The 21,534-nt window shown below is 61.1% G+C and carries 19 protein-coding genes and 1 pseudogene; 16 read left to right on the forward strand and 4 right to left on the reverse strand.

Annotation, left to right across the window (positions count from 1 at the left end):
• The first annotated feature begins 80 nt into the window (after positions 1-80).
• The 6 genes from B0E55_RS00890 to B0E55_RS00915 all read left to right on the forward strand — a co-directional run bounded on the left by B0E55_RS00890 (position 81) and on the right by B0E55_RS00915 (position 7,130).
• Entirely contained in the window at positions 81-2,243 is a 2,163-nt protein-coding gene (locus B0E55_RS00890) for an acyl-CoA dehydrogenase (protein WP_080908904.1), read from the forward strand.
• Between the two features lie 83 nt (positions 2,244-2,326).
• Positions 2,327-3,367, forward strand: coding sequence for an acyl-CoA dehydrogenase family protein (locus B0E55_RS00895; RefSeq protein ID WP_020968401.1), 1,041 nt, complete (start codon positions 2,327-2,329; stop codon positions 3,365-3,367).
• A complete protein-coding gene (locus B0E55_RS00900) occupies positions 3,352-4,503 on the forward strand; it encodes an acyl-CoA dehydrogenase family protein (RefSeq protein ID WP_080908905.1) in 1,152 nt (383 codons plus the stop codon). The genes B0E55_RS00895 and B0E55_RS00900 overlap by 16 nt, the downstream gene beginning before the upstream one ends.
• A gap of 10 nt (positions 4,504-4,513) precedes the next feature.
• Positions 4,514-5,521, forward strand: coding sequence for a bifunctional MaoC family dehydratase N-terminal/OB-fold nucleic acid binding domain-containing protein (locus B0E55_RS00905; RefSeq protein ID WP_021342830.1), 1,008 nt, complete (start codon positions 4,514-4,516; stop codon positions 5,519-5,521).
• A 2-nt stretch (positions 5,522-5,523) separates the two neighbouring features.
• On the forward strand, positions 5,524-5,964 hold the full coding sequence (locus B0E55_RS00910) for a MaoC family dehydratase (RefSeq protein WP_020968404.1): 441 nt from the start codon (positions 5,524-5,526) through the stop codon (positions 5,962-5,964).
• Positions 5,961-7,130 (forward strand): lipid-transfer protein, encoded by a 1,170-nt coding sequence (locus B0E55_RS00915; RefSeq protein ID WP_003945661.1) that lies wholly within the window; start codon positions 5,961-5,963, stop codon positions 7,128-7,130. Before B0E55_RS00910 ends, B0E55_RS00915 begins: the two co-directional genes overlap by 4 nt.
• A 107-nt stretch (positions 7,131-7,237) precedes the next feature.
• Here the strand turns inward: B0E55_RS00915 and B0E55_RS00920 are convergent.
• A pseudogene (locus B0E55_RS00920) lies at positions 7,238-8,543 on the reverse strand (DUF222 domain-containing protein).
• Between the two features lie 85 nt (positions 8,544-8,628).
• On the opposite strand from B0E55_RS00920, the gene B0E55_RS00925 reads away from it, so the two are divergent.
• From B0E55_RS00925 to B0E55_RS00950, 6 genes are all read left to right on the forward strand, one after another.
• On the forward strand, positions 8,629-9,171 hold the full coding sequence (locus B0E55_RS00925; RefSeq protein WP_080908906.1) for a GNAT family N-acetyltransferase: 543 nt from the start codon (positions 8,629-8,631) through the stop codon (positions 9,169-9,171).
• A gap of 55 nt (positions 9,172-9,226) precedes the next feature.
• Entirely contained in the window at positions 9,227-10,228 is a 1,002-nt protein-coding gene (locus B0E55_RS00930) for an AraC family transcriptional regulator (protein WP_080908907.1), read from the forward strand.
• Between the two features lie 134 nt (positions 10,229-10,362).
• Positions 10,363-10,773 (forward strand): VOC family protein, encoded by a 411-nt coding sequence (locus B0E55_RS00935; RefSeq protein WP_047890314.1) that lies wholly within the window; start codon positions 10,363-10,365, stop codon positions 10,771-10,773.
• A gap of 180 nt (positions 10,774-10,953) precedes the next feature.
• A complete protein-coding gene (locus B0E55_RS00940; protein ID WP_241895993.1) occupies positions 10,954-12,093 on the forward strand; it encodes a serine hydrolase domain-containing protein in 1,140 nt (379 codons plus the stop codon).
• Between the two features lie 103 nt (positions 12,094-12,196).
• Positions 12,197-13,045 carry a mycofactocin-coupled SDR family oxidoreductase gene (locus tag B0E55_RS00945; protein ID WP_003945658.1) on the forward strand — a complete coding sequence of 283 codons (849 nt, stop codon included), beginning with the start codon at positions 12,197-12,199 and terminating at the stop codon, positions 13,043-13,045.
• Positions 13,042-14,502: an MFS transporter gene (locus tag B0E55_RS00950; protein ID WP_021342838.1), complete on the forward strand. Its 1,461-nt coding sequence runs from the start codon at positions 13,042-13,044 to the stop codon at positions 14,500-14,502. Before B0E55_RS00945 ends, B0E55_RS00950 begins: the two co-directional genes overlap by 4 nt.
• Positions 14,503-14,532: 30 nt before the next feature.
• Here B0E55_RS00950 and B0E55_RS00955 read toward each other — a convergent pair whose 3' ends face one another.
• A complete protein-coding gene (locus tag B0E55_RS00955; protein WP_080908909.1) occupies positions 14,533-16,026 on the reverse strand; it encodes a glycoside hydrolase family 71 protein in 1,494 nt (497 codons plus the stop codon).
• Positions 16,027-16,352: 326 nt separating this feature from the next.
• Here B0E55_RS00955 and B0E55_RS00960 point away from each other — a divergent pair, with 326 nt between their 5' ends.
• The 3 genes from B0E55_RS00960 to B0E55_RS00970 are packed head-to-tail and all read left to right on the forward strand — an operon-like array spanning position 16,353 to position 18,766.
• Positions 16,353-17,309, forward strand: coding sequence for a daunorubicin resistance protein DrrA family ABC transporter ATP-binding protein (locus tag B0E55_RS00960; RefSeq protein WP_003945489.1), 957 nt, complete (start codon positions 16,353-16,355; stop codon positions 17,307-17,309).
• Positions 17,306-18,106, forward strand: coding sequence for an ABC transporter permease (locus B0E55_RS00965; RefSeq protein ID WP_003945537.1), 801 nt, complete (start codon positions 17,306-17,308; stop codon positions 18,104-18,106). The genes B0E55_RS00960 and B0E55_RS00965 overlap by 4 nt, the downstream gene beginning before the upstream one ends.
• 30 nt (positions 18,107-18,136) lie before the next feature.
• Positions 18,137-18,766 carry a TetR/AcrR family transcriptional regulator gene (locus tag B0E55_RS00970; protein ID WP_080908910.1) on the forward strand — a complete coding sequence of 210 codons (630 nt, stop codon included), beginning with the start codon at positions 18,137-18,139 and terminating at the stop codon, positions 18,764-18,766.
• On the opposite strand, the gene B0E55_RS00975 is transcribed toward B0E55_RS00970, so the two are convergent.
• Positions 18,757-19,551, reverse strand: a complete 795-nt coding sequence (locus B0E55_RS00975) for a putative protein N(5)-glutamine methyltransferase (protein ID WP_020906129.1) — start codon at positions 19,549-19,551, stop codon at positions 18,757-18,759. The two genes, B0E55_RS00970 and B0E55_RS00975, sit on opposite strands and share 10 nt — an antisense overlap.
• 207 nt (positions 19,552-19,758) lie before the next feature.
• On the opposite strand from B0E55_RS00975, the gene B0E55_RS00980 reads away from it, so the two are divergent.
• Positions 19,759-20,919: a lipase family protein gene (locus B0E55_RS00980; protein WP_080908911.1), complete on the forward strand. Its 1,161-nt coding sequence runs from the start codon at positions 19,759-19,761 to the stop codon at positions 20,917-20,919.
• Between the two features lie 10 nt (positions 20,920-20,929).
• Here the strand turns inward: B0E55_RS00980 and B0E55_RS00985 are convergent, their stop codons facing one another.
• Positions 20,930-21,496, reverse strand: a complete 567-nt coding sequence (locus B0E55_RS00985; RefSeq protein WP_042950808.1) for a TetR/AcrR family transcriptional regulator — start codon at positions 21,494-21,496, stop codon at positions 20,930-20,932.
• Between the last annotated feature and the right edge of the window lie 38 nt (positions 21,497-21,534).

A 21,534-nucleotide genomic window follows, 5' to 3' on the forward strand; every position in this document is an offset into this window, starting at 1 on the left:
GCGCCTTGACTCTTGGCCAGGTGTCATATTAGAACACGTTCTAAACAATTGTGTCACTTATCGAGAGGCGGGAACCAGTTGTGACAATCGCCACGACCGATGAACAGCGGGCGGTCCAGGAATCGATAGAGGCCTGGGCTCGCTCGGCCACGCCGATGGACATGGTACGCCGTGGACCAGCAGTTTCGTGGCGGGAGAAATGGTCCGAGTTCGCGTCTCTCGGGATATTTTCGGTCGCCGTTCCTGAATCGGTAGGCGGAGCCGGAGCCGAAATCGTCGATCTCGCAGCAATGCTCGAGCAGGCGGCAATCGAACTCGTGCCGGGTCCTGTTCTCACGACTGCACTTGCAGCTCTGGTGGTTGGGCGTAGTTCGTCGCCCGCTGCCAAGCGCTGGTCCGAAATGCTCGCCGACGGTGCGTTGCCGTGTGCCGTCGTATTGGACGAAAGTCCAGTTGCGGCAACGGCGAATGCGTCCGGCGGCATCGAGCTTCATGGCGAAGGAGGTTACGCCTGGGGTGGAGACTCGGGCGTATCGGTCCTCGTGTCGGCGGGCGTGGTGTCGGAAGGTGAAGGCTCGCGTGTCGTCTGGGCTCTCGTCGACGGAGACAGCGAAGGTGTGACCTACGAAGCGGTCGACACGATCGACAAGTCGCGACCACTGGCGCGAGTCTCCTTCGACCGAGTGACGGTCGACGCCGACCGAATCCTCGATGACATTGCGCCAGGATCGGTTTCCGATCTAGCGGCGGTACTTGGGGCTGCCGAAGCTGCCGGAATTGCGGCGTGGAGTCTGCGTACTGCGGTGGAGTACGCGAAGATTCGCGAACAATTCGGAAAACCCATCGGTTCGTTCCAGGCGATCAAACATATCTGTGCCGAAATGCTGTGCCGAGTGGAAAATGCCGGAGCTGTCGCCTGGGACGGTGCGGTCGCTGCAGAGTCGGGCGACGAACTTCCGATCGCGGCGGCGGTGGCGGCCGCGGTGTCTCTGGACGCCGCTGTCGACACGGCAAAAGACTGCATTCAAGTGCTCGGCGGCATCGGATTCACCTGGGAGCACGAGGCGCACTTCTACCTTCGTCGAGCACTGTCGCTCCGGCAGATTCTGGGTGGATCGTCCCGCTGGCGCGCACGCGTCGCTGAATTGACGATCGGTGGTGCACGGCGTCACCTTCAGATCGACTTGAGTGAGCTGGAATCCGACCGGTCCGACATTCGCGAAGAGGTAGCGCAATTGGTGGTGCTGCCCGAATCCGAACAGCGCAACGCTTTGGCCGAATCGGGCTACCTTGCGCCGCACTGGCCGAAGCCGTACGGCCGGGGCGCCAAGGCCGCGCAACAGATTTTGATCGAGGAAGAGTTGGCGGCCGTCGGTATCGGCCGGCCCGATCTCGTGATCGGGTGGTGGGCAGTTCCCACCATCCTCGAGCACGGCAGTGCGGAGCAGATCGAAAGATTTGCGACACCGACGCTCAAGGGTGAGATCACCTGGTGTCAGCTCTTCAGTGAACCTGGCGCAGGTTCGGATCTTGCCGCGCTGCGTACGACCGCGGAGAAGGTCGACGGCGGTTGGAAGCTGAACGGACAGAAAGTCTGGACTTCGCTTGCACGTGAAGCTGACTGGGCCATCTGCCTCGCCAGAACCGATCGCGAGGTTCCCAAGCACAAGGGCATCACGTACTTCCTTCTCGACATGAAGACAGCCGGGATTCGGATCTCGCCGCTGCGTGAGATCACCGGCGATGCTCTGTTCAACGAAGTCTTCCTCGACGACGTCTTCGTGCCGGACGACTGCGTCGTCGGCCAGCTCGGCGGAGGCTGGAAACTGGCCCGAACGACCCTCGCCAACGAGCGAGTCGCGATGAGCGGGGGCTCTTCGCTCGGCGGTGCGATGGAGGAATTGCTCGAGCTGGCGGGCGATCCCGATCCTGTGGTTGCAGACAAGCTCGGTGGGCTGATCGGAACCGCCATGGTGGGCTCGTTGCTGGAATTGCGCACGACACTGCGGCAATTGGATGGTCAGGATCCGGGCCCGGCGTCGAGCGTCCGCAAGCTGGTGGGCGTGCGCCAGCGTCAGAATGTCGCAGAGTTCGCCATGGAATTGGGTGGCCCAGCCGGATGGGTGGAGGGTCCGCTCTCGCGTGAGTTCCTCAACACGCGATGCCTGTCGATTGCCGGCGGAACCACGCAGATTCTGTTGACCGTCGCCGCGGAGAGAATTCTGGGCCTGCCCCGTGATTAGACGGCGTGAGTAGAGGCCTTTAGAAATGTCCACGTTGGTGATACAACTAGAACACGTTCTACATCAGAGACAGGATTGCCAGCGTGGACTTCACTCCCGATGAAACCCAGGAAGCGGTAGCCGAGGTGGCTACCGCGCTCCTTGCCCGTGAACTGGAGCCGGACGCGCTCTGGGCGGCATTCGCCGAAGCCGACCTGCTCACGTTGGCACTGCCCGAGCGTCTGGGCGGCGAGGGCCTCTCGGTCACTGACGTCGGCTCTCTTCTCGTCGAGGTCGGCCGGGCCGCCGCTCCCATTCCGGCTCTCGCAACCCTCGGCTTCGGCGTACTTCCCATCGTTGCTCTGGGGACCGACGCTCAACAGGACGAATTGCTCACCGGAGTCAGCGCCGGACGGGTGTTCACCGCGGCGCTCGGTGAGCCGGGTCAGCAGTTCCCGGCGCAGCCGTCGACCACCGCCCATCAGTCGGGCGACTGGTATCGCGTCAGCGGGACGGTGCTTGCCGTGCCTTTCGCGGCGAGCGCACACAGAATTCTTGTGCCCACCGACGCCGGAGTCGTTCTTGTCGATCCGACCGCCGCCGGCGTCGCATTGACGCCGACACCCAGTGCGTCCGGCAGTCCGGAGTTCGCCGTCACGATGGACGAGGCAGTCGGTGAACTTCTCGGTGCCGGCGAGGAAGCCGTCCAGACGCTGTACCGGATCGCTACGGCGAGTATCGGAGCCGTTGCAGACGGTTTGGTGTCCGGTGCCGTCGATCTCACTGCGGCACATGTCGGCTCACGCGAGCAATTCGGCAAGCCGCTCGCAACGTTCCAGGCGGTCTCACAGCAGATCGCCGACGCCTATGTCACCTCGCGGACTCTTCACGTCGCGGCGTTGTCGGCGTCCTGGCGCGTGTCGGAGGGCCTGGATGCCCAGTCGGACCTCGACGTCATGGCGTACTGGATCGCCCAGGAAGTACCCGCCACGATGCAGGTGCTTCACCACCTGCACGGCGGTCTGGGCGTCGACGTCACGTATCCGCTTCATCGTTACTACTCGACTGCAAAAGACTTGGCGCGCCTGCTCGGCGGCGCTTCGCAGCGACTCGACCTCGTGGGGGCCCGGTGTTCATCGATCTGACCGACAGTCAGCGCGCATTGCAAGCTGAACTTCGACGCTACTTCTCGACGCTGATCTCGCCCGAGGAGGCCAAGATCATGCGTGTGGAGCGCCATGGCCCTACCTATCGTGAGGTCATCCGTCGTATGGGCAAGGACGGTTGGCTCGGCGTCGGTTGGCCGGTGGAGTACGGCGGACGTGGGTTCGGTGAAGTCGAGCAGCAGATTTTTGTCAACGAGGCTGTGCGGGCGGATGTCCCACTGCCTTCGGTGACGTTGCAGACCGTCGGTCCGACTCTGCAGAAGTACGGCAGCGAGGAGCAGAAGCAGAAATTCCTGCCCGCGATCCTCGCCGGTGAAGTGCACTTCGCGATCGGCTACACCGAACCGGAAGCCGGCACCGACCTTGCAGCCCTGCGTACTTCGGCGACACGAAACGGTGACGAGTACGTCGTCAACGGTCAGAAGATTTTCACCACCGGCGGGCATGACGCCGATTACGTGTGGCTCGCCGTGCGAACCGGGTCTGCCGATTCGCGGCACCGCGGCATCTCCATCCTGATCATGGATACCAAAGATCCCGGCTACACCTGGACCCCGATCATCACTTGCGACGGTGCGCATCACGTCAATGCCACCTACTACGAGGACGTTCGCGTTCCGGCGAACATGCTTGTGGGTGAAGAGAATCAGGGTTGGCGCCTGATCACGACGCAGCTCAACCACGAACGCGTCATGCTCGGTCCGGCAGGTCGCGTCGCAGGGATTTACGACCACGTCTTCGATTGGGCCAAGCGTGAAAACCTGCTTGATCACGTTGACGTACGACGCGCGCTCGGCGAAATACATGCGACGTACCGCCTCAACGAACTGCTCAACTGGCAAGTGGCGTCGAGTGATTCGGATTCGGTGGATATCGCCGACGCTTCGGCAACCAAAGTGTTTGCGACCGAGCGTATCCAGCGGGTCGGTCGACTGGCGGAAGAGATCGTCGGGCGGTACGGAAATCCGATCGATCCCGAAACTGCTGATCTCATGGAGTGGTTGGACATGCAGATCAAGCGCAACCTGGTGATCACCTTCGGCGGTGGAGTCAACGAGGTGATGCGCGAACTGATTGCGACCGCCGGCCTGAAGCTTCCTCGCGTTCCGAGATAGGAAACAAATCGTGTCAGATCCCATTCTCACTGCTGCCGAGCGGGTTCGAGAGGACGGGCCAAGCGCTCCTCGCGCCGGCCGTGACCCCGTGAACTTGCCGATGATCCGCAACTGGGTCGAGGCGATCGGTGACGAGAACCCGATCTACGTCGACGAATCGGCCGCCCGCGCCGCCGGACACGACGGAATAGTCGCGCCGCCGGCGATGGCGCAGGTATGGACGATGCGCGGTCTGGGGGCAATTCGAGAAGCCGACGATCCGTTGGGCCGGATGACGGACATTCTCGACGAGGCCGGATTCACGTCCGTCGTCGCGACCAACTGCGATCAGATCTACCACCGCTATTTGAAGCCGGGTGAAGAAGTCACCATCTCCTCGGTGTTGGAAGACGTAGTGGGACCGAAGAAGACAGGTCTTGGTGAAGGGTGGTTCTTCACTACCCGCAGCTTCTGGCGGGTCGGCGAAGAACTGGTCTCGGAGATGATGTTCCGGATCTTGAAGTTCGCGCCGCCGGTAAGTGAGCGTCCCTCCACTGACGTACCTGCGGACCTGGACGCATCTCGGATGCTGCGCCCGACGGCGTCTCTCGACACACAGTTCTTCTGGGACGGTGTCGCCGCACACGAGTTGCGTATTCAACTGCGTGCGGATGGTTCGGTGCAGCACCCACCCGTGCCCGCGATCTGGAAGGACAAGTCGGAACAGACCGACTACGTGGTCGCGTCAGGGCGGGGAACGGTCTTCAGTTTTGTCGTTCACCACGCGCCCAAAGTTCCTGGTCGGTCGTTGCCGTTCGTCGTTGCCCTGGTCGAACTGCCTGAGGGGGTGCGAATGCTCGGCGAATTGCGCGGTGTCGATCCCTCGAGTGTGTCGATCGGAATGGAGGTGGAGGCGATCTACCTCGACTTCCCCGGAGACGACGAGACCGGGGGAACTCCCTGGACTTTGTACGCCTGGCAGCCGGTTGGGGCTTCTGCGGTTTCGGCGGTTCCTGCGGTTTCTGCGGGGAAGGAGTGACGATGACTTTGACGACGGATATCACTGTGGGAGAAGTTCTTCCGCAGCTCTCGATTTACGGCGACCCGACGTTTGTGGTCTCGGCAGCGCTCGCTACCCGCGACTTTCAGGATGTTCACCACGACCGTGATCTCGCACAGAAACGCGGCTCGAAAGACATTTTTGTCAACATCCTCACGGACACCGGCCTGGTGCAGCGATTCGTGACCGACTGGGCAGGACCGCGGGCAGTACTCACGTCGATCAAGCTCCGCCTCGGGGTCCCGTGGTACGCCTACGACACTTTGACGCTCTCCGGCACGGTGACCTCCTACGACGAGGATCTCGTTTCGCTCGCGGTGGTCGGCAAGAACAGTCTGGGAGATCACATCACTGCGCAGGTCACACTGGCATTTCCGGCGTCGGGCTCGAATGGAGACATTGAAAACGGAGACATTGAATGAGCGCATTGTCCGGCAAGGCCGCGATCGTCGGAATCGGAGCCACGGATTTCTCGAAGGACTCCGGTCGCAGTGAACTGCGACTGGCCGCCGAGGCTGTTCAAGCCGCGTTGGACGACGCCGGTCTGACACCCGCCGACGTCGACGGTCTTACCTCGTTCACCATGGACACCAACACCGAAGTGGCAGTAGCTCGTTCGGTGGGTATCCCGAACCTCAAGTTCTTCAGTCGTATTCACTACGGTGGCGGTGCCGCTGCGGCGACGATTCAGCAGGCGGCCATGGCGGTCGCCACTGGCGTCGCGGACGTCGTCGTCGCTTACCGCGCGTTCAACGAGCGATCGGGTGCGCGTTTCGGGCAGGTGAACTCCGGCCTTGTGGCGCAGGTCAATTCGTCGGGAACGGACAACGCCTTTTCCTATCCTCACGGATTGGGTACTCCCGCATCGTTTGTCGCGATGGTCGCGCAGCGATACATGCACGTATACGGAGCGTCCAGCGAGGACTTCGGTCGAATCGCCGTCGCGGACCGTAAGCATGCAGCCACCAATCCGAAGGCGTTCTTCTACGGAAAACCGATCACCCTCGAGGACCATCAGAACTCGCGATTCATCGCTGAACCTTTGCATCTCCTCGATTGCTGCCAGGAATCCGACGGCGGCATCGCCATCGTCGTCACCTCGGCAGAACGAGCCAAAGATCTGAAGAACACCCCTGCCGTTATCGCTGCCGCCGCACAGGGCAGCGGGGCAGATCAATACATCATGACCAGCTATTACCGCGATGGTTTGACCGGCCTACCGGAGATGGGCCTTGTCGGTGATCAACTCTGGTCACAAAGTGGGCTGCGCCCGTCGGACATGCAGACGGCGATCTTCTACGACCACTTCACGCCCTATGTTCTGATGCAGCTCGAGGAACTCGGTTTCTGCGGTAGGGGAGAGGCCAAGGACTTCATCGCCGGTGGCGCAATCGAACTCGGAGGCAAGCTTCCGATCAACACCCATGGTGGACAGCTCGGCGAGGCATACATCCACGGGATGAACGGTATCGCCGAGGGAGTTCGGCAGATCCGTGGTACTTCGGTCAACCAGGTCGACTCCGTCGAGAATGTACTGGTGACTGCGGGAACGGGCGTTCCGACATCGGGGCTTGTGCTGACTCGCTGATTATCGTGGGCACAGCTTCATCAGGCGTCACGGCCTGTTGGCACCGCATCGAGGTCTCCTTCGATGCGGTGCTGGCCCGTGTTCTGTTGTGCCCGAGGAGTACTACCTCAGGTTTTGAAGGTGGTGTTCGCCGGCCGCGGGTGCTGGCCGGGGGTCGATCGAGGGCGGCGGGATGAACCACGGTTTGTTGTCGACCCCGATCCGGATCACCCACTTCCCGACGAACCCGGACTTGCGGTGCATCAGCCGGTGATGTGAACGGCACAGCAGGACAAGGTTGTTCATCACCGTCGGCCCGCCGTTGGCCCAGTGCCGGATGTGGTGCGCATCCGTCCATGCCGGCACGCATGTGCAGCCGGGGAACGCACAGCCCCTGTCTCGGGCGATCAACGCGACCCGTTGTTCGGCGGTGACCAACCTCTTTCCGGGTTTCGCATCGAGCGGCGCGCCGTGACCGTCGAGCAGCACCGTGGACAGGAAACAATCACACCCGAGAAGCCTTGTCTGCGACACCGACAGTGGCCCCAGCCAGGGCATGTGCCCGACATCGAGATCCGACACAGCCATTCCGTCATCAGAAGTGGAGGGTGTTGCGGCGCAGTCCCGGTGCTCAGCGAGATCACGCGCGTTGATGTGCACGTTCACGTGCGGACGCTGGCCACCATCGAAACCGGTCTTCGCGCAATCGAGGTAACGCCGGATCAGTTCGGTGAACCCGTCCGCGGTCCGCTTCGCCGCCGACCGGGAATCCGGGGTTCCATCGGGTGCCGGGGTGGGCATCGTCAGATTCGACAGGGCGGAGAGCAGCATTTCACCGGTGAGAGCATCGAAATCACCTCGCACCACCACCCGACCGTTCAACGTCGACGCGATCCGCAACTCGTTGCGATCCACATCTTCCGCGGGCGGAATCTCATCCGACTCGAACACTCGCTCCAAGGTCGCGATAACACTCCGCACCTTCGTGGTCGTCGCCTCCACCCCGGACGCAGCAGCCAACAACAAATCGACACAGCGAGGGAGCGCCTCCTCCGGCATGCCCTTCGGAGGTGACTCGCAGAACGCCACGATCAACACGGCATGCTCGAACGAGCAGTCCCCGACATCGAACCGGGCAGCCACCGCCGGAAACGGCCGCAGCGCCGCACCCAACGCGGCGATCTTCTTCCCGTCCCGAACCTGCAGCATCGTGTTCGCCGCCAACCACGAACCGACACCGCGGCTGGCAATCACCTGATCATCCGGGCGCATCGAGAGTTCGTCCACCGCCGCCACACGAACGGCCTCGAGCCGCAGAATCTCCGCACTCGCCGACACCGCAGCCGCACGCAACTCAGAAGCAGACAACCGCCACAGGCGTCCGCGCAACCCCACCGCAGAACCCGACACCACATCCGACAACAGAACACTCATTGAATCCCCCGATCCCCTCCCCAAACAATACTCGAACACCCGTTCGAGTCAAGAGGTGCTTTCGGGCTCGCTCTAGGATCGCTGGATGTTCACGTTGACTACGGAACGCCTTGTTCTTCGAGATTTCACTGTCGCGGATGAAGATGCCGTCCATCAGTACGCGTCCGACCCTGCCGTCTGTAGATATGTTGATTGGGGGCCGAACACCCCCGCGGTGACCAGGGCATTCCTGGCTGACGCGGCACTCGAAGCTGAGCTCGTCGAACGTCGCACGTTCACCCTGGCCATCACGTCGAAGGCTGATGGAACGGTCATCGGTTCCGTAGCTGTGTGGGAAGTGTCCGCCGCGCACCGGCGGGCGGAACTCGGTTTTGTCGTGAACCCGAAGTCCCAAGGACGAGGTTATGCATCCGAGGCAGGGAGCGCGGTCCTGGGACTCGCCTTCGCTCGCCTTGGAGCACAGCGCGTGCAGGCAACGTGTCGTCCGGAGAACTCGGCGTCGGCGTCGGTGCTCACCAAAATCGGAATGGTGGAGGAGGGGCGGATGAGGGCACACATGGTGATCCGGGGGACCGCGGTGGATTCGCTGCTTTTTGCTGCAACACGATCTGCCGCCGTACAGCCATAGACCGCGTCAGCTCACTTTTCGTGACCTTCCCGGGCCCTGGTGCGATACTCGAACCATGTTCGAGGATGCCTTGCTCATCGACGCGGCCGGCCGGCCCACTATGCAGCATCACCAGGCCTTTTCTCGGGACTGGGACCGCATCAAGGAATGGTCCGACAACATCTACATGCCGTATACGGTCACGCCGATAGGAAGTCGGTTGAAGCCGGCTTCGGACATGTACTCGGCGGCGGTGGGCAAGATCGACGTCACCCGATTCTGCTACGGCATTCCGGTCTCTGTCGGTGAATGTTCTCCTGAGGCCGGAAACATTCTGGTTCTGACGACGATCAGAGGCAACGGCCGACATGCCCTTGGTCGGGGAGCTGCGGCAAATACTGCCGTGGGGGAGACTTTTGTCGCCGACTGTAGTCGGACCGACTATTTCGTCGAATTCGACGCGGATCATCTGCAGCTGAATCTCACTGTGCCGCATCAGCTTGTCGCGGACCACGCCCGGCAGTGGTACGGGGCGGTTCCCGACGATCGTCTGTGGCGGCACAAGTGCACCATCGGCGGGCGTGGCTCGAGTTGGCTCGCATTGATGGACTACGTCGTTCGCGCGATTGCAGAGTCGCCTGACGCGATGTCGGGTGAAAGGCTGGGCGCCAGGGTTCAAGAACTCATCACGGCTCAGCTTCTCGACGAGTGGGCGACGCAGGCCGGGTTGCAACTCGGCGCCGACGTCGCCTCCGCCGAACCGGCATACGTGCGATCGGCGGAGGAGTACATCGATACCTTCGCGCGCTCGGTGCCGACGGCGTCCGAGATCGCGGCTGCGGTGGGCGTCAGTGTCCGGGCGCTCACTGCGGGATTTCGACGATACCGAGACACCACGCCGGGGCATCGATTGCGCGCGCGTCGACTGGAGGGGGTACGCAGCGAACTGTTGCGTTCCGATGGGAGAACCGTCTCCGAAATCGCAAACGCCTGGGGCTACGTCAATCTGGGCATGTTTGCGGCCGCCTACCGGAAACGGTTCGGAGAGTTGCCTTCCGAGACTCGGAACCCACTCTGAGGACAGTTGTTTGAACGGTCATGACGATCGGTTTACGCACTCGATGAACTGCGATGATCCGTTGTTTCGTGTCGGAGCGTTCTGCAAGGATTGAAATCGAACGTGACAGCAATCCCACGAGCTAGGAGTACGTCATGGCAACTCGACTCAATCCGTACATCAGTTTCAACGGTAACGCGCGTGAAGCGTTGGAGTTCTACAAGGGCATTTTCGGTGGCACGCTGGCGCTGAGCACGTTCGGTGAATTCGGCAATCCCGGCGAAGGCGGGGACAAGATCATGCACGGAATGCTCGAGACCGATCAGGGATACACCCTGATGGGTGCTGACACTCCGCCCGGCATGCCGTTCAACCCCGGCGACAACATCACGGTCAGCCTCAGCGGCGACGACGGCGATGTGCTGCGCGGGTACTGGGAGCAACTGTCGGGAACAGGTACGGTCAGCGTTCCGCTCGAGAAGCAGATGTGGGGCGACGAATTCGGCGCCTGTACAGACAAATTCGGCATTTCCTGGCTGGTGAATATCGGAGCGCCCCAGAGCTGACTCCAGACTCTGCCCGGTTCTGCCGAAACGAGACAGTTTTCCTGCCGTTTCGAGGCAGAGCCGGGTGTGTGATCGCCGTTACATTCTGTTCGACAAGACAAGTTGCAAGTCGGATGGAGAAATGCAGTGACGATCGAAGATATTGCGCGGAAGCCCCTTTCGAAGCAGCGCCTCGACGACGTGCTGGCGCGAGCAACTCAGGGGGCTGATCGCGTCCCGGGTGTGGTCGCGATGATTACGGATCGAGAAGGCAACATCTACGAGGGTGCTGCGGGCGAGCGGACTCTCGGTTCCGGCGTTCCGATGACCCTCGATACAACCTTTGCGCTCTTCTCCACCACCAAGGCGATCACCGGTACCGCTGTCCTGCAATGTGTGGAGGAGGGATTGCTCGATCTCGATGCACCTGCAGTGACCTATGTTCCCGACATCGGTGAGCTGAAGGTCCTGGACGGTTTCGACGCCGGTGGAAACCCCGTTCTTCGGGAACCCAAGCGCGACATCACCACTCGCATGCTGCTCCTTCACACTGCAGGGTTCGGCTACGACTTCTTCAACGAGTCGTACAACCGGCTCTCACAGGAACATGGGCAACCCAGCGTGATCACGTGTAGCAAAGCGGCGCTCACGACACCGCTGCTCTTCGACCCGGGTGAGAAGTGGGAGTACGGCACCAACATCGACTGGGCCGGCCAGGTCGTCGAGTCGATTCGAGGTCAGCGACTCGGCGATATCATGCGTGAGCGCATCTTCGAACCTCTCGAGATGGCCGATACGGCATTCACGATGAGCCCGTCGATGAAGGCTCGACTTGCGCCGATCCATCAGCGCGAGAGCGACGGAAGCCTCACTCCGCTCATCGGATTCGAGCTTCCGGCCGAACCCGAGGTGCACATGGGTGGCCACGGTTTGCACGGCACTGTCGGCGACTACACGAAGTTCATTCGTATGTGGCTCAACGACGGCGCGGGCACATCCGGTCGCGTGTTGTCGCCGGAGACGGTAGCTGCAGCCGTTCAGAACGGGCTCGAAGGCCAGCACGTGGGGTTGTTGCCCGGAGTTCTCCCGACGCTGTCCAACGATGCGGAATTCTTCCCCGGTGTACCCAAGGGATGGGCATACTCCTTCATGACAAATGAAGAGGTGGCACCCACCGGTAGGCCGGCTGGATCGCTGGCTTGGGCGGGTCTTGCCAACCTCTATTACTGGATCGACCGGCAGACCGGCGTCGGCGGGTTCTGGGCAACGCAGATTCTGCCGTTCGCGGACGCTGGATCCATCAACGGATACCTGGAATTCGAGACCGCCGTTTACCAGTGATCGGCTGGATTCCCGCTGTCCGGGATCGACTGTTTCTTTCGGGCGGGTTCGGAGTACGCATGCAGTACAGCGCACGCTTGCATACGACGAACTAGGAGACGGCATGAACAGCCTCGAAGGCAGCTTCGAAGGAAAAGTTGCACTGATCACCGGCGCCGCACGCGGTCAGGGGCGCGCCCACGCTGTCGCATTCGCGGAGCGTGGCGCGGACATCGTGATCTGCGACCGGTGCGAGAACAGTGATGTCGTCGCCTACCCCCTCGCAAACGAGGAGGATCTGAAGGAAACCGTTCGTTTGGTGGAAGCCACCGGTCGTCGCTGCATTGCCGTCAAGGCAGACACTGCTGATCGCGACGCAATGGACGCGCTCGTTGCCCGCGCTGAAGCCGAGTTCGGCCGTGTCGACATCGCCGTCGCGAATGCCGGTGTGTCCGTGCCCGCTCCGATCACGTCGATGACGTCGGCACAGTGGAACGAAGTCATCTCGTCGAACCTGACCGGTGTGTTCAACACCGTTGCGGCCGTGTCAGGTGGAATGGCGGAACGTGGTTACGGTCGCATCATCACGATTTCCTCGATGATGGGTCGATCCGGTGGCACCCAGATGGCGGCGTACGGCGCCTCCAAATGGGGCGTCATCGGTTTGACGAAGAGTGTGTCGCTCGAACTGGCCAACTCGGGTGTGACCGTGAATGCTATTGCACCGGGAAATATCTCGACGCCGATGATTCACAACGACATGATGTACGCAATGATGCGGCCTGACCTCGAATCGCCGACGGCAGACGACGTCGAACCCGTGTACGCGACTCTGCATGCGCAGCCGGTCGGTTGGCTGGATCCCTTCGAGATCACGCGAGTAGTCCTGTTCCTCGCCGCCGACGCGAGTGCCCACATGAGTGGCATCGTGGTTCCTGTCGACGCCGGAGTAGCCGCTCGCTCGAACGCTTGACGGACAAGACTGTTCGCGCGAAAGCGCGGACCGGGTGGGTCGTCGGCGTCCTGAGTCTGAGCGGTGTGGTGGTCGCGCTGCAACAGACCTTGGTGGTGCCGGTCCTGCCTGCGTTCGCGACGGCATCGGGAGTATCGTCGTCCACCGCTTCCTGGCTGGTGACCTCGACGTTGCTGACCGGTGCCGTCGCAACCCCTCTCATCGGCAGACTCGCCGACATGTTCGGCAAGCGCGCGATGATGCTCGTCTGTCTTGCCGTGATGATCGTCGGCTGCATGGTTGCTGCGCTCAGCCAGAGTTTCTGGTTACTGATCCTCGGGCGCTCGTTGCAGGGGTTCGCGACGGCACTTCTGCCCGTCGGAATCAGCATCATGCGCGATGTCCTTCCTCCGGAAAAGCTCAGTGGTGCAGTAGCTCTCATGAGTGCGACGTTGGGGATCGGTGGCATGTTCGGTATGCCGATGGCTGGGGTGATCTCGGCGCACTGGGGACTACCCGCGCTTTTCTGGGTCACCGGTGGATTCGGGGTAGTACTGATAGTCGTCTTGCCGCTGGTGGTGCCGGAATCGGCGGTGAAGAGTCGCGGACGCTTCGACTTTCTGGGGGCCACGGTCCTTACACTCGCTATGACTGCACTGCTGCTGGCCGTTTCGAAAGGAACCGAATGGGGCTGGGCAAGCCCCGAGGTTCTGGTTCTGATCGCGTCCGGCGTGGTCTTGCTTTGTGGATGGATTCCGTGGGAACTGCACACGCCGGCACCGCTGGTCGATCTGCGGACTTCCCTTCGCGCTCCGATTCTGGTTTCGAACGTCTGCGCAGTATTACTCGGTTTTGCCATGTTCATCAGCGCGTTGGCGGCAACGCAGGAACTTCAGTTGCCCCTGGCGTCGGCGGACGGTCTCGGACTCTCGGCTGCCGAAGCCGGACTGGCGATGATGCCGGGCGGAGTCCTGATGATCGGATTGGCGCCGGTGTCGTCGAAAGTGACGAGGCGATGGGGAGCGAAGGCTACGTTGGCGTCGGGTGCGATCGTCATTGCAATCGGATATGTCTTGCGTGTGCTGTTGGCGCCGACGTTGGTCAATATCGTGATCGGCGCTGCCGTGGTATCGGCCGGTGTGGCATTTTCCCTGGCGGCCATGCCGACTCTGATCACCGAATCTGCGCCGATCCATCAGACTGCCTCGGCCAACGGATTCAACAGCCTGCTCCGTTCGGTCGGTACCTCCACCGGAAGCGCCGTTGCGGCAGCGGTATTGGCCAGTTCAACGGTGGTGATCGGTGCGAGCGCTGTGCCGACCCTGCATTCGTTCGCGGTTTTGTACTGGATCGGAGCGGGCGTATCAGCACTGGCCGCCGCGGTGACGTTGGCAGTGAAGGTGGAGCGGACGGGGGCGGTATCGCTGCCCGAGTTACCAATTGCAGCCGAAACCGATGGCGCAACGAAGATCGGGTGAGTCGACGGACTGACCCGATCTTCGTCACCGTTATCTCCGACTGGAATCAACCAGGTACTCGAGATTCTGGTTGTACGGGGTGGCAGTTACCGCAGCGTGCGAACTCACCCGGGACACCTCGGTAGTGCCGCGAACGACAGAAGCCTTGATGGAACCTACTTTCAACGGGGCGATGCAGCTGCTCATCCCGGCCGGGGCATTGCAGGTGGTTGTCGTGGTTCCCACCGTCACTTTGACGACTGCGGGAGCGGTCAAGAAGGTGAGAACCTCGACGGTGTCGCGAGCGGGGGATGACCATTGGCGCAGTGACATCGGGGGTGTCGAAGGGTTGGCAGGCACTGCGGATACTTTCTGCGTTCGATAACTCAAATAGGCAGTATCGCGGACGATCGTCGGCATTACCCCTGACCGGAACCAGTACAGACCGTAGGCGTTGATGTCCAGGAGGGAGCGTCCGTGCCCGGCGCTGGGAGCGAAGGAAGTCCCCTCGCTGTAATCGTTCCAGGTTGTCAGTTGGACCCATTCGCTGCCTGAATCGAGCGCGATCTGCCAGGTATTGCGAAGATTCTGTGTGTTTTCCGCTTCGTCGTAGATGGCCTGGCTCGGTCTGACGTCTTGGAAGGAGACCGATTGCATCCAGATCTTTCCCAACGCATGAGCCGCGGCAGCCAAATCAAGCGGAGTATTTGGGCTGTTGACCACTGGGTTTCCCGCCGGATTCCGGTTTCCCCAACTCGACATGCCATAGCTGATGGAGGCAAACGCATTGCGGTTTGCCGCTGCGTCTAAAAACACCGGAACTAATGCGACATTTATCCCATAGGACTGACTCATCAGGGTGATGAACTGCGACCACCATGTTGGACTTTTGGCTTCTGCAAGAAATGGGGAAATAACGAGGCGTCCGTCCGCAAGTTTGAATACGGACGGTTTTGTCGCATATGGTGCCATTTCTGCGGCGAGCTCTGCAGGCGTCATGTTATTGAAAGAAGCGCTCATATCGGGCATGAGCATTACTTTGAAATTCGGATCTACTGTGGCTGCGGCTTGCATGAGCGCGCCGGGAATGATTGAACCCCACCAACTGGTGTCCGTTGCCTTGGCCATGATGTCGACAGAGAACCCGTCGAGCCCAGCAGCGACCGCCTGACGAACTTCAGTTTCGAGATCTCTCTGACGCCACTGGGGATCTGCGATCGGAGGGCGTGGAGCAGGCCGATCGCGGATGAATCCAGCTGAGTTGACGTGTGCATTGTTCTCTCCATGCACTGTCATGTACTGAGTTGTGTAGAAGTCGCTGTTCGGGGTCGCGTTGTCGATAGATACCGGGTACGGCGGAAAATAATGTCCGAATACCTTCCGTCCGTTCAGCGTTGCCCGGTCCGGAATGTCGAAGGGGAGAGCAGCAGATTCCGGATTGGCAGAAAGAGCAGTGGGAGCAAACGTAGGTGATTCTGTGTGCCCTTGCCCCTGATAGGAATAGGCAAATGTGAGCGATAGTTCGATTGCCGTCGAGAGGCACATGAGACGGATTGTTTTCGGTAGGATTGCGTACCGTCGCATAGGGATGAAACGCATGGGAGTTATCCTCCAGGTCAGATTCTTCGGCTGTAGAGAAATTTGTTTGGAGTGCATTCTGAGGCACGAACTTTGCGACGCTAACATGAATTGAAATCCGGGGCACTCTCGTCCACTTGAATACGCGAGCGAGCCGAATCGTGAGGAGTCACGACGGTTGGGTCCTGTCGGGGCCCGTTTGCAGGACTGCTGCGTGAAATCCTGGAATGCGTCGGCCTCCTGGGTCACACTGGGGAACGGACTACCGACGGATTACCGATGCGGGAGGGCTCATGACCGAAGCGATTGTGGCCGAGGGGCTGGTCAAGAAGTACGGCGACGTCACGGCATTGGACGGCATCGACCTGGAAGTGCGCGAGGGTTCGGTGATGGCTCTATTGGGTCCCAACGGCGCCGGAAAAACCACTGCGGTAAGGATATTCACGACGCTGCTCATTCCGGACGGTGGACGCGCCAAGGTTGCCGGGCTGGACGTGGTCGAGGATGCGCGGGCGTTGCGATCCAAGATCGGTGCTTCGGGTCAGTATGCCGCGGTCGACGAGTACCTGACGGGCTATGAGAACTTGGACATGGTCGGGAGGCTGTATCACCTCGGCGCCCGAAGCAGTAAGGCCCGAGCGCGTGAATTGCTCGAGCAGTTCGATCTCGTCGAGGCCGGAGATCGGCCGGTCAAGGGCTATTCCGGCGGAATGCGGCGACGTCTCGATCTCGCCGGCGCATTGGTTGCTCGGCCGCAGGTGTTGTTTCTGGACGAGCCGACCACCGGCCTCGATCCTCGTGCGCGACTCGGTCTCTGGGATGTCATCGAAGGGTTGGTGGCGCAGGGGACAACACTGTTGCTCACGACGCAATACATGGAGGAAGCCGAGAGGTTGGCCGACCAGATCGCCGTCATCGACCGCGGCTCGGTCATCGCGCGCGGTACTGCAGATCAGCTGAAGGCGCGGGTCGGGGGTGAGCGCATCGAACTGAGTGTGCACGAGGTCGAACATCTCGACATCGTCCGAGAAGAATTGCGCTCGCTTGCCGTGGGGGACATTCAGGTTCAAGAGAATGTCCGTCGCGTCACCGTTCCTGTCGACGACGGTACAGATGCGTTGGTCGCAGCGCTGAATCTCCTGTCGGCACGAGGCATTCGGGTGTTCGACGTCGGTCTGCGCCGGCCCACTCTCGACGATGTCTTTCTCACACTGACCGGGCACCAGGCTGAACTGGAGGATCAGAAATGACCGTGCAGATGGCGCTCGAAGACGGTTTGACCATCGCCAGGCGAAACTTGATCAAGATCAAGCGCGTTCCGGATCTACTGGTGTTCACCACTTTGTCGCCGATCATGTTCGTGCTCTTGTTCGCATACGTGTTCGGCAGCGCGATCTCCGTCCCGGGCACGTCGTATCGAGAGTTCCTGATCGCCGGAATCTTCACGCAGACGGTCATATTCGGTGCTACCTGGACTGGTTTGGGGATGGTCGAAGATATTCAGAAAGGAATCATCGACAGATTTCGATCGCTGCCCATGGCTCCGTCTGCCGTGCTGACCGGCCGAACATCGAGTGACGTGTTGATCAACGTCATCAGCTTGGTGGTCATGTCGTTGACCGGTCTTCTGGTGGGGTGGCGCATCCATTCCAGCTTCCTCGAGGCGGTGGCCGGGTATGCGCTGCTTCTGTTCTTCGCGTACGCATTGTCATGGGTCATGGCTGTTGTCGGGCTTTGGATCCGCACGCCGGAGGTGTTCAACAACGCGAGTTTCATCGTCATCTTTCCGCTGTCGTTCATCGCGAACACTTTTGTCGAGACCACCAATCTTCCCGGCCCGCTCAAAGTGATCGCCGAATGGAATCCGGTGTCGGCGGTGACTCAGGCGGTGCGTGAACTGTTCGGCAATACCAATCCTGCGATGACGGTTCCGGATGCGTGGCCACTGCAGAATCCGGTCATCGCGTCGCTGTTGTGGACTTTCGGTTTGCTGATCGTCTTCGTGCCGTTCGCTATTCGTCGGTATCAGAAGGCAGTCAGCCGCTGACCTGGTGATTCCGGCCGGTAGGGTGGGTATGTGCCGGAGCCCGAACGCATCGACAAACGCAGCCTGAGATACGCCGGGCGACGTGAGGAGTTGCTCGACGCGCTGACCCGCTACATCATCGACAACGGTGTCGGGGAACTGACGGTGAGGCAGCTCGCCAAGGCCGTAGGTGTGTCGCATGCGTCGTTGCTCAACCATTTCGAGAGCAAGGAGAACCTGCTCTCCGAGGTCATCGAGAACATGCGTGGTGAGTCCATTCCGATTGCGGTTCCGATGAAACCGGGGGTCGATCCGGCGACAGTGCTGACCGCGTGGTGGACCGAACGTACGACGCCGGAGGTCCTGCCGCGGTTCCGAGTGATGGTCGAGATTTACGCCCTCGCGCTCGGCGACCGCGAACGCTACGGACGGTTCCTGGACCGTTTTGTAGGCGATTGGATCGAGGCCCTGGAAGCCGGTCTACGACAAGCGGGTTGCCCCGAGGACGATGTTGCCTCTGTCGCTACTCTGTTGCTCTCGCAAATGCGGGGTCTGTCGATGGATCTTCTGGCCACTGGGGACCGGGCCCGCGTCGATCGTGCGTTCGGGCTTTTTGTCGACGGCTTTGCCGCCCGCGCTCGGGAGTGGTCCACGCCAGGATCCGATCGCCTTCAACACTGACCGATCACCACGGTCGAGGCGGTCTCACTGTAGGTTGCCACTCGAGTGAGAAAACCTCCCCGAGTGAATGTTTCAACAGTCATTTCGACCTGCTCCGTACTCGTCTCGACGAGAAGACAGCCACCCGGTCGTAGCCACGGCGCAGCGTCCGCGATGATGCGTCGCTGCAGGTCCAGTCCGTCGGTGCCGCCGTCCAACGAGACCAGCGGTTCGTGAAGACGGGCTTCGGGCGGCATCAGCCTGATCGAATCGGTGGGGACATAAGGTGCATTGGCAACGACCACATCCACGCGACCGAGTAATTCCGTCGGCAGTGGTTCGAAGAGATCGCCTTCGAGTACGCGCTCGGGCGGTGTGATGTTTCGGCGAGCGCACCGCACCGCGGCTGGTTCCACATCTACCGCGTACAAATCGACGGCATCGAGCGTCGACTGCAGGACGGTACCGACAGCTCCTGAGCCACAACACATGTCGACGACGACGCTTCCCGAGACGACGAGTGAGCAGGCCTGCCGGGCGAGGAACTCGGTGCGCCGGCGTGGGACGAAGACTCCAGAGTCGATGTGAATACGCAAGCCGCAGAACTCGACCCATCCGAGGACAGGTTCGAGTGGTTCGCCGGCAACTCGTCGGTCGACCATCGCGTCGAGTTCATCGAGAGAGCGTGCGGTGTGAAGAAGTAGGCGAGCCTCGTCTTCGGCGAATACGCAACCTGCTGCTCGGAGAATCGCGGCCACCGACTTCTGCTGCGAAGCAGGGAAGGTCGGGAGATCAGGTGCTGACATGAGAGAGCCTTTCGGCCTCCTGATCTCGCTGGGACCTGCACGTATCGAACACCGCCACCCTACCCGAGCAGGCGTGTCACGACGGTAGATGCGGAGTGGGAATCTAGGTTGACCAATTGGTAAGGCTGTTCTATGGTCTGAACTCGATCGGCTGATGTGGGGCCGATCACCACAGATGCACCGTCACCGCAATCGTAGGAGAAGTACGTGAGTAAGCGACTGGGTAGGACGCTCGTCGGGCTGAGTGCGAGTGCTTTGGTGGCGTTGACAGTTGCGGCGCCGGCCGGAGCGGAACCGAATGATGCTCCGGGTGCTGTCGTGAGTCGGGAGTTACTCGGTCCCGATCGGGTGATCCCGGGTGCCGTGAGCGCAACAAAGGTGACGTACTGGTCGACGGGCCCGAAGGACGCGCCGATGACGAGCACCGGTGTGGTGTATCGCCCAGAGGGAGCTCCGCCCGAGGGTGGTTGGCCGGTCATCTCCTATGCGCACGGAACGGTGGGTGTGGCGGATCAGTGTGCGCCGAGCAGCAGTGTTCCGCTCGAACGGACCGCGACGCATCTGGGTCACTGGCTGGAGCAGGGATACGCGGTGGTGACGACCGACTACGTGGGGCTCGGAACACCTGGTGTTCACCCGTATCTCGACGGTCGTTCCGCTGCACACAGCGTTGTGGACATGGTGCGTGCCGCTCGTGCGGTCGACGACGACCTGTCGAGCGAATGGGTTGCGATGGGACAGTCGCAGGGCGGGCAGGCGACTATGTTCACCGCTTCGCTTGCCACTGATTACGCGCCGGAGTTGGACTACCGCGGCGCTGTCGCCACTGGTGTCCCCTCGAACATCGAAAATCTTCTACCGCTCGGTGGTCCGGCTTTCCCGGCGCTTCCGCTCAAGGGTACGACGGTCTACATCGCGAACGTTCTTGACGGACTGCGTGCTTCGCGGCCGGACATCGACATCGACTCGTATCTGACCCCGCTCGGCAAGACCATCCTCGACGACGTCGAGAACAACATGTGCTACACCGAGGCGCGCACGAAGTACGGAACCGTCACACTCGGGCAGGTGCTGACGAAGTCGCTGGACAATCCAGTATTCATGGAGGCTGCGCGTGAACTGCTCACTGTGCCGACCGCAGGATACGACCGCCCGTTCTTCATCGGTCAGGGGTTGTCGGACATCGATGTTCCGGCACCGCTGACACTGAAGTTCGCGGCCGACCTCGCTGCCAACGGTGTGGAGTTTGCATTCCATACCTATCCCACTGATCATCTGGGAACCGTCCCGGCTTCGGTTCCAGACAGCACTCCCTTTGTCGCGGCGCTGTTCTCTGGTCGACAACCCTGTACCGGAAGCCTCTGCTGACCAAGGTCTTTCAGATGACCCCCACTCCGCGAAGGTAGATGTCGATCGGGATCCGAAGTTGCCGAACGGTTTCGCTGGAGTGAGGGTCCCGGCTACGTGATCCCAGGCAATAGTCGAAGATCAAGCCCTCCAGCAGGCTCAGGAAATTTGCGGCAGAGACATCAGGGTCGCCAACACCAGCGGTTTCGAAGACGGGTCTTGCCTTCTCCAGCGAAAACAGACTGCCTTCGAGGAGTTGGTGCAATGCCGAATCTCGGGGAGATTCCACGAGTAGTGCATAGCGCGCGATCAATTCGTGTCTGCGGTGCGAGAGAAGATCGTCGAGATACTCGGCCGTCAGGGCAGCAGGATCGCTGGGCCTCTCGCGGAGTTCGCCGAAAGTCGAACGTGACCGGTGCACGATGTGCGATGCGGTTGCTTCGAGAAGTGCCTCGCGAGTGCGGAAATAGTACGACGTCGAACCGGCAGGAAGTTCCAGGGACTGATCAATCGCCCGATGGGTGAGTGCACGCGGGCCCTGCTCGGCGATGATCGTGACGGCGGATGCCGCAATGAGGGCTCTGCGATCGGGCTTCATGTCGTTCCTTGCTGTCGATGTTGCATGCTGCCGGAGTT

The sequence above is a fragment of the Rhodococcus sp. 66b genome (genome assembly GCF_002076325.1).
GTDB classification, from domain to species: Bacteria; Actinomycetota; Actinomycetes; order Mycobacteriales; family Mycobacteriaceae; genus Rhodococcus_F; species Rhodococcus_F erythropolis.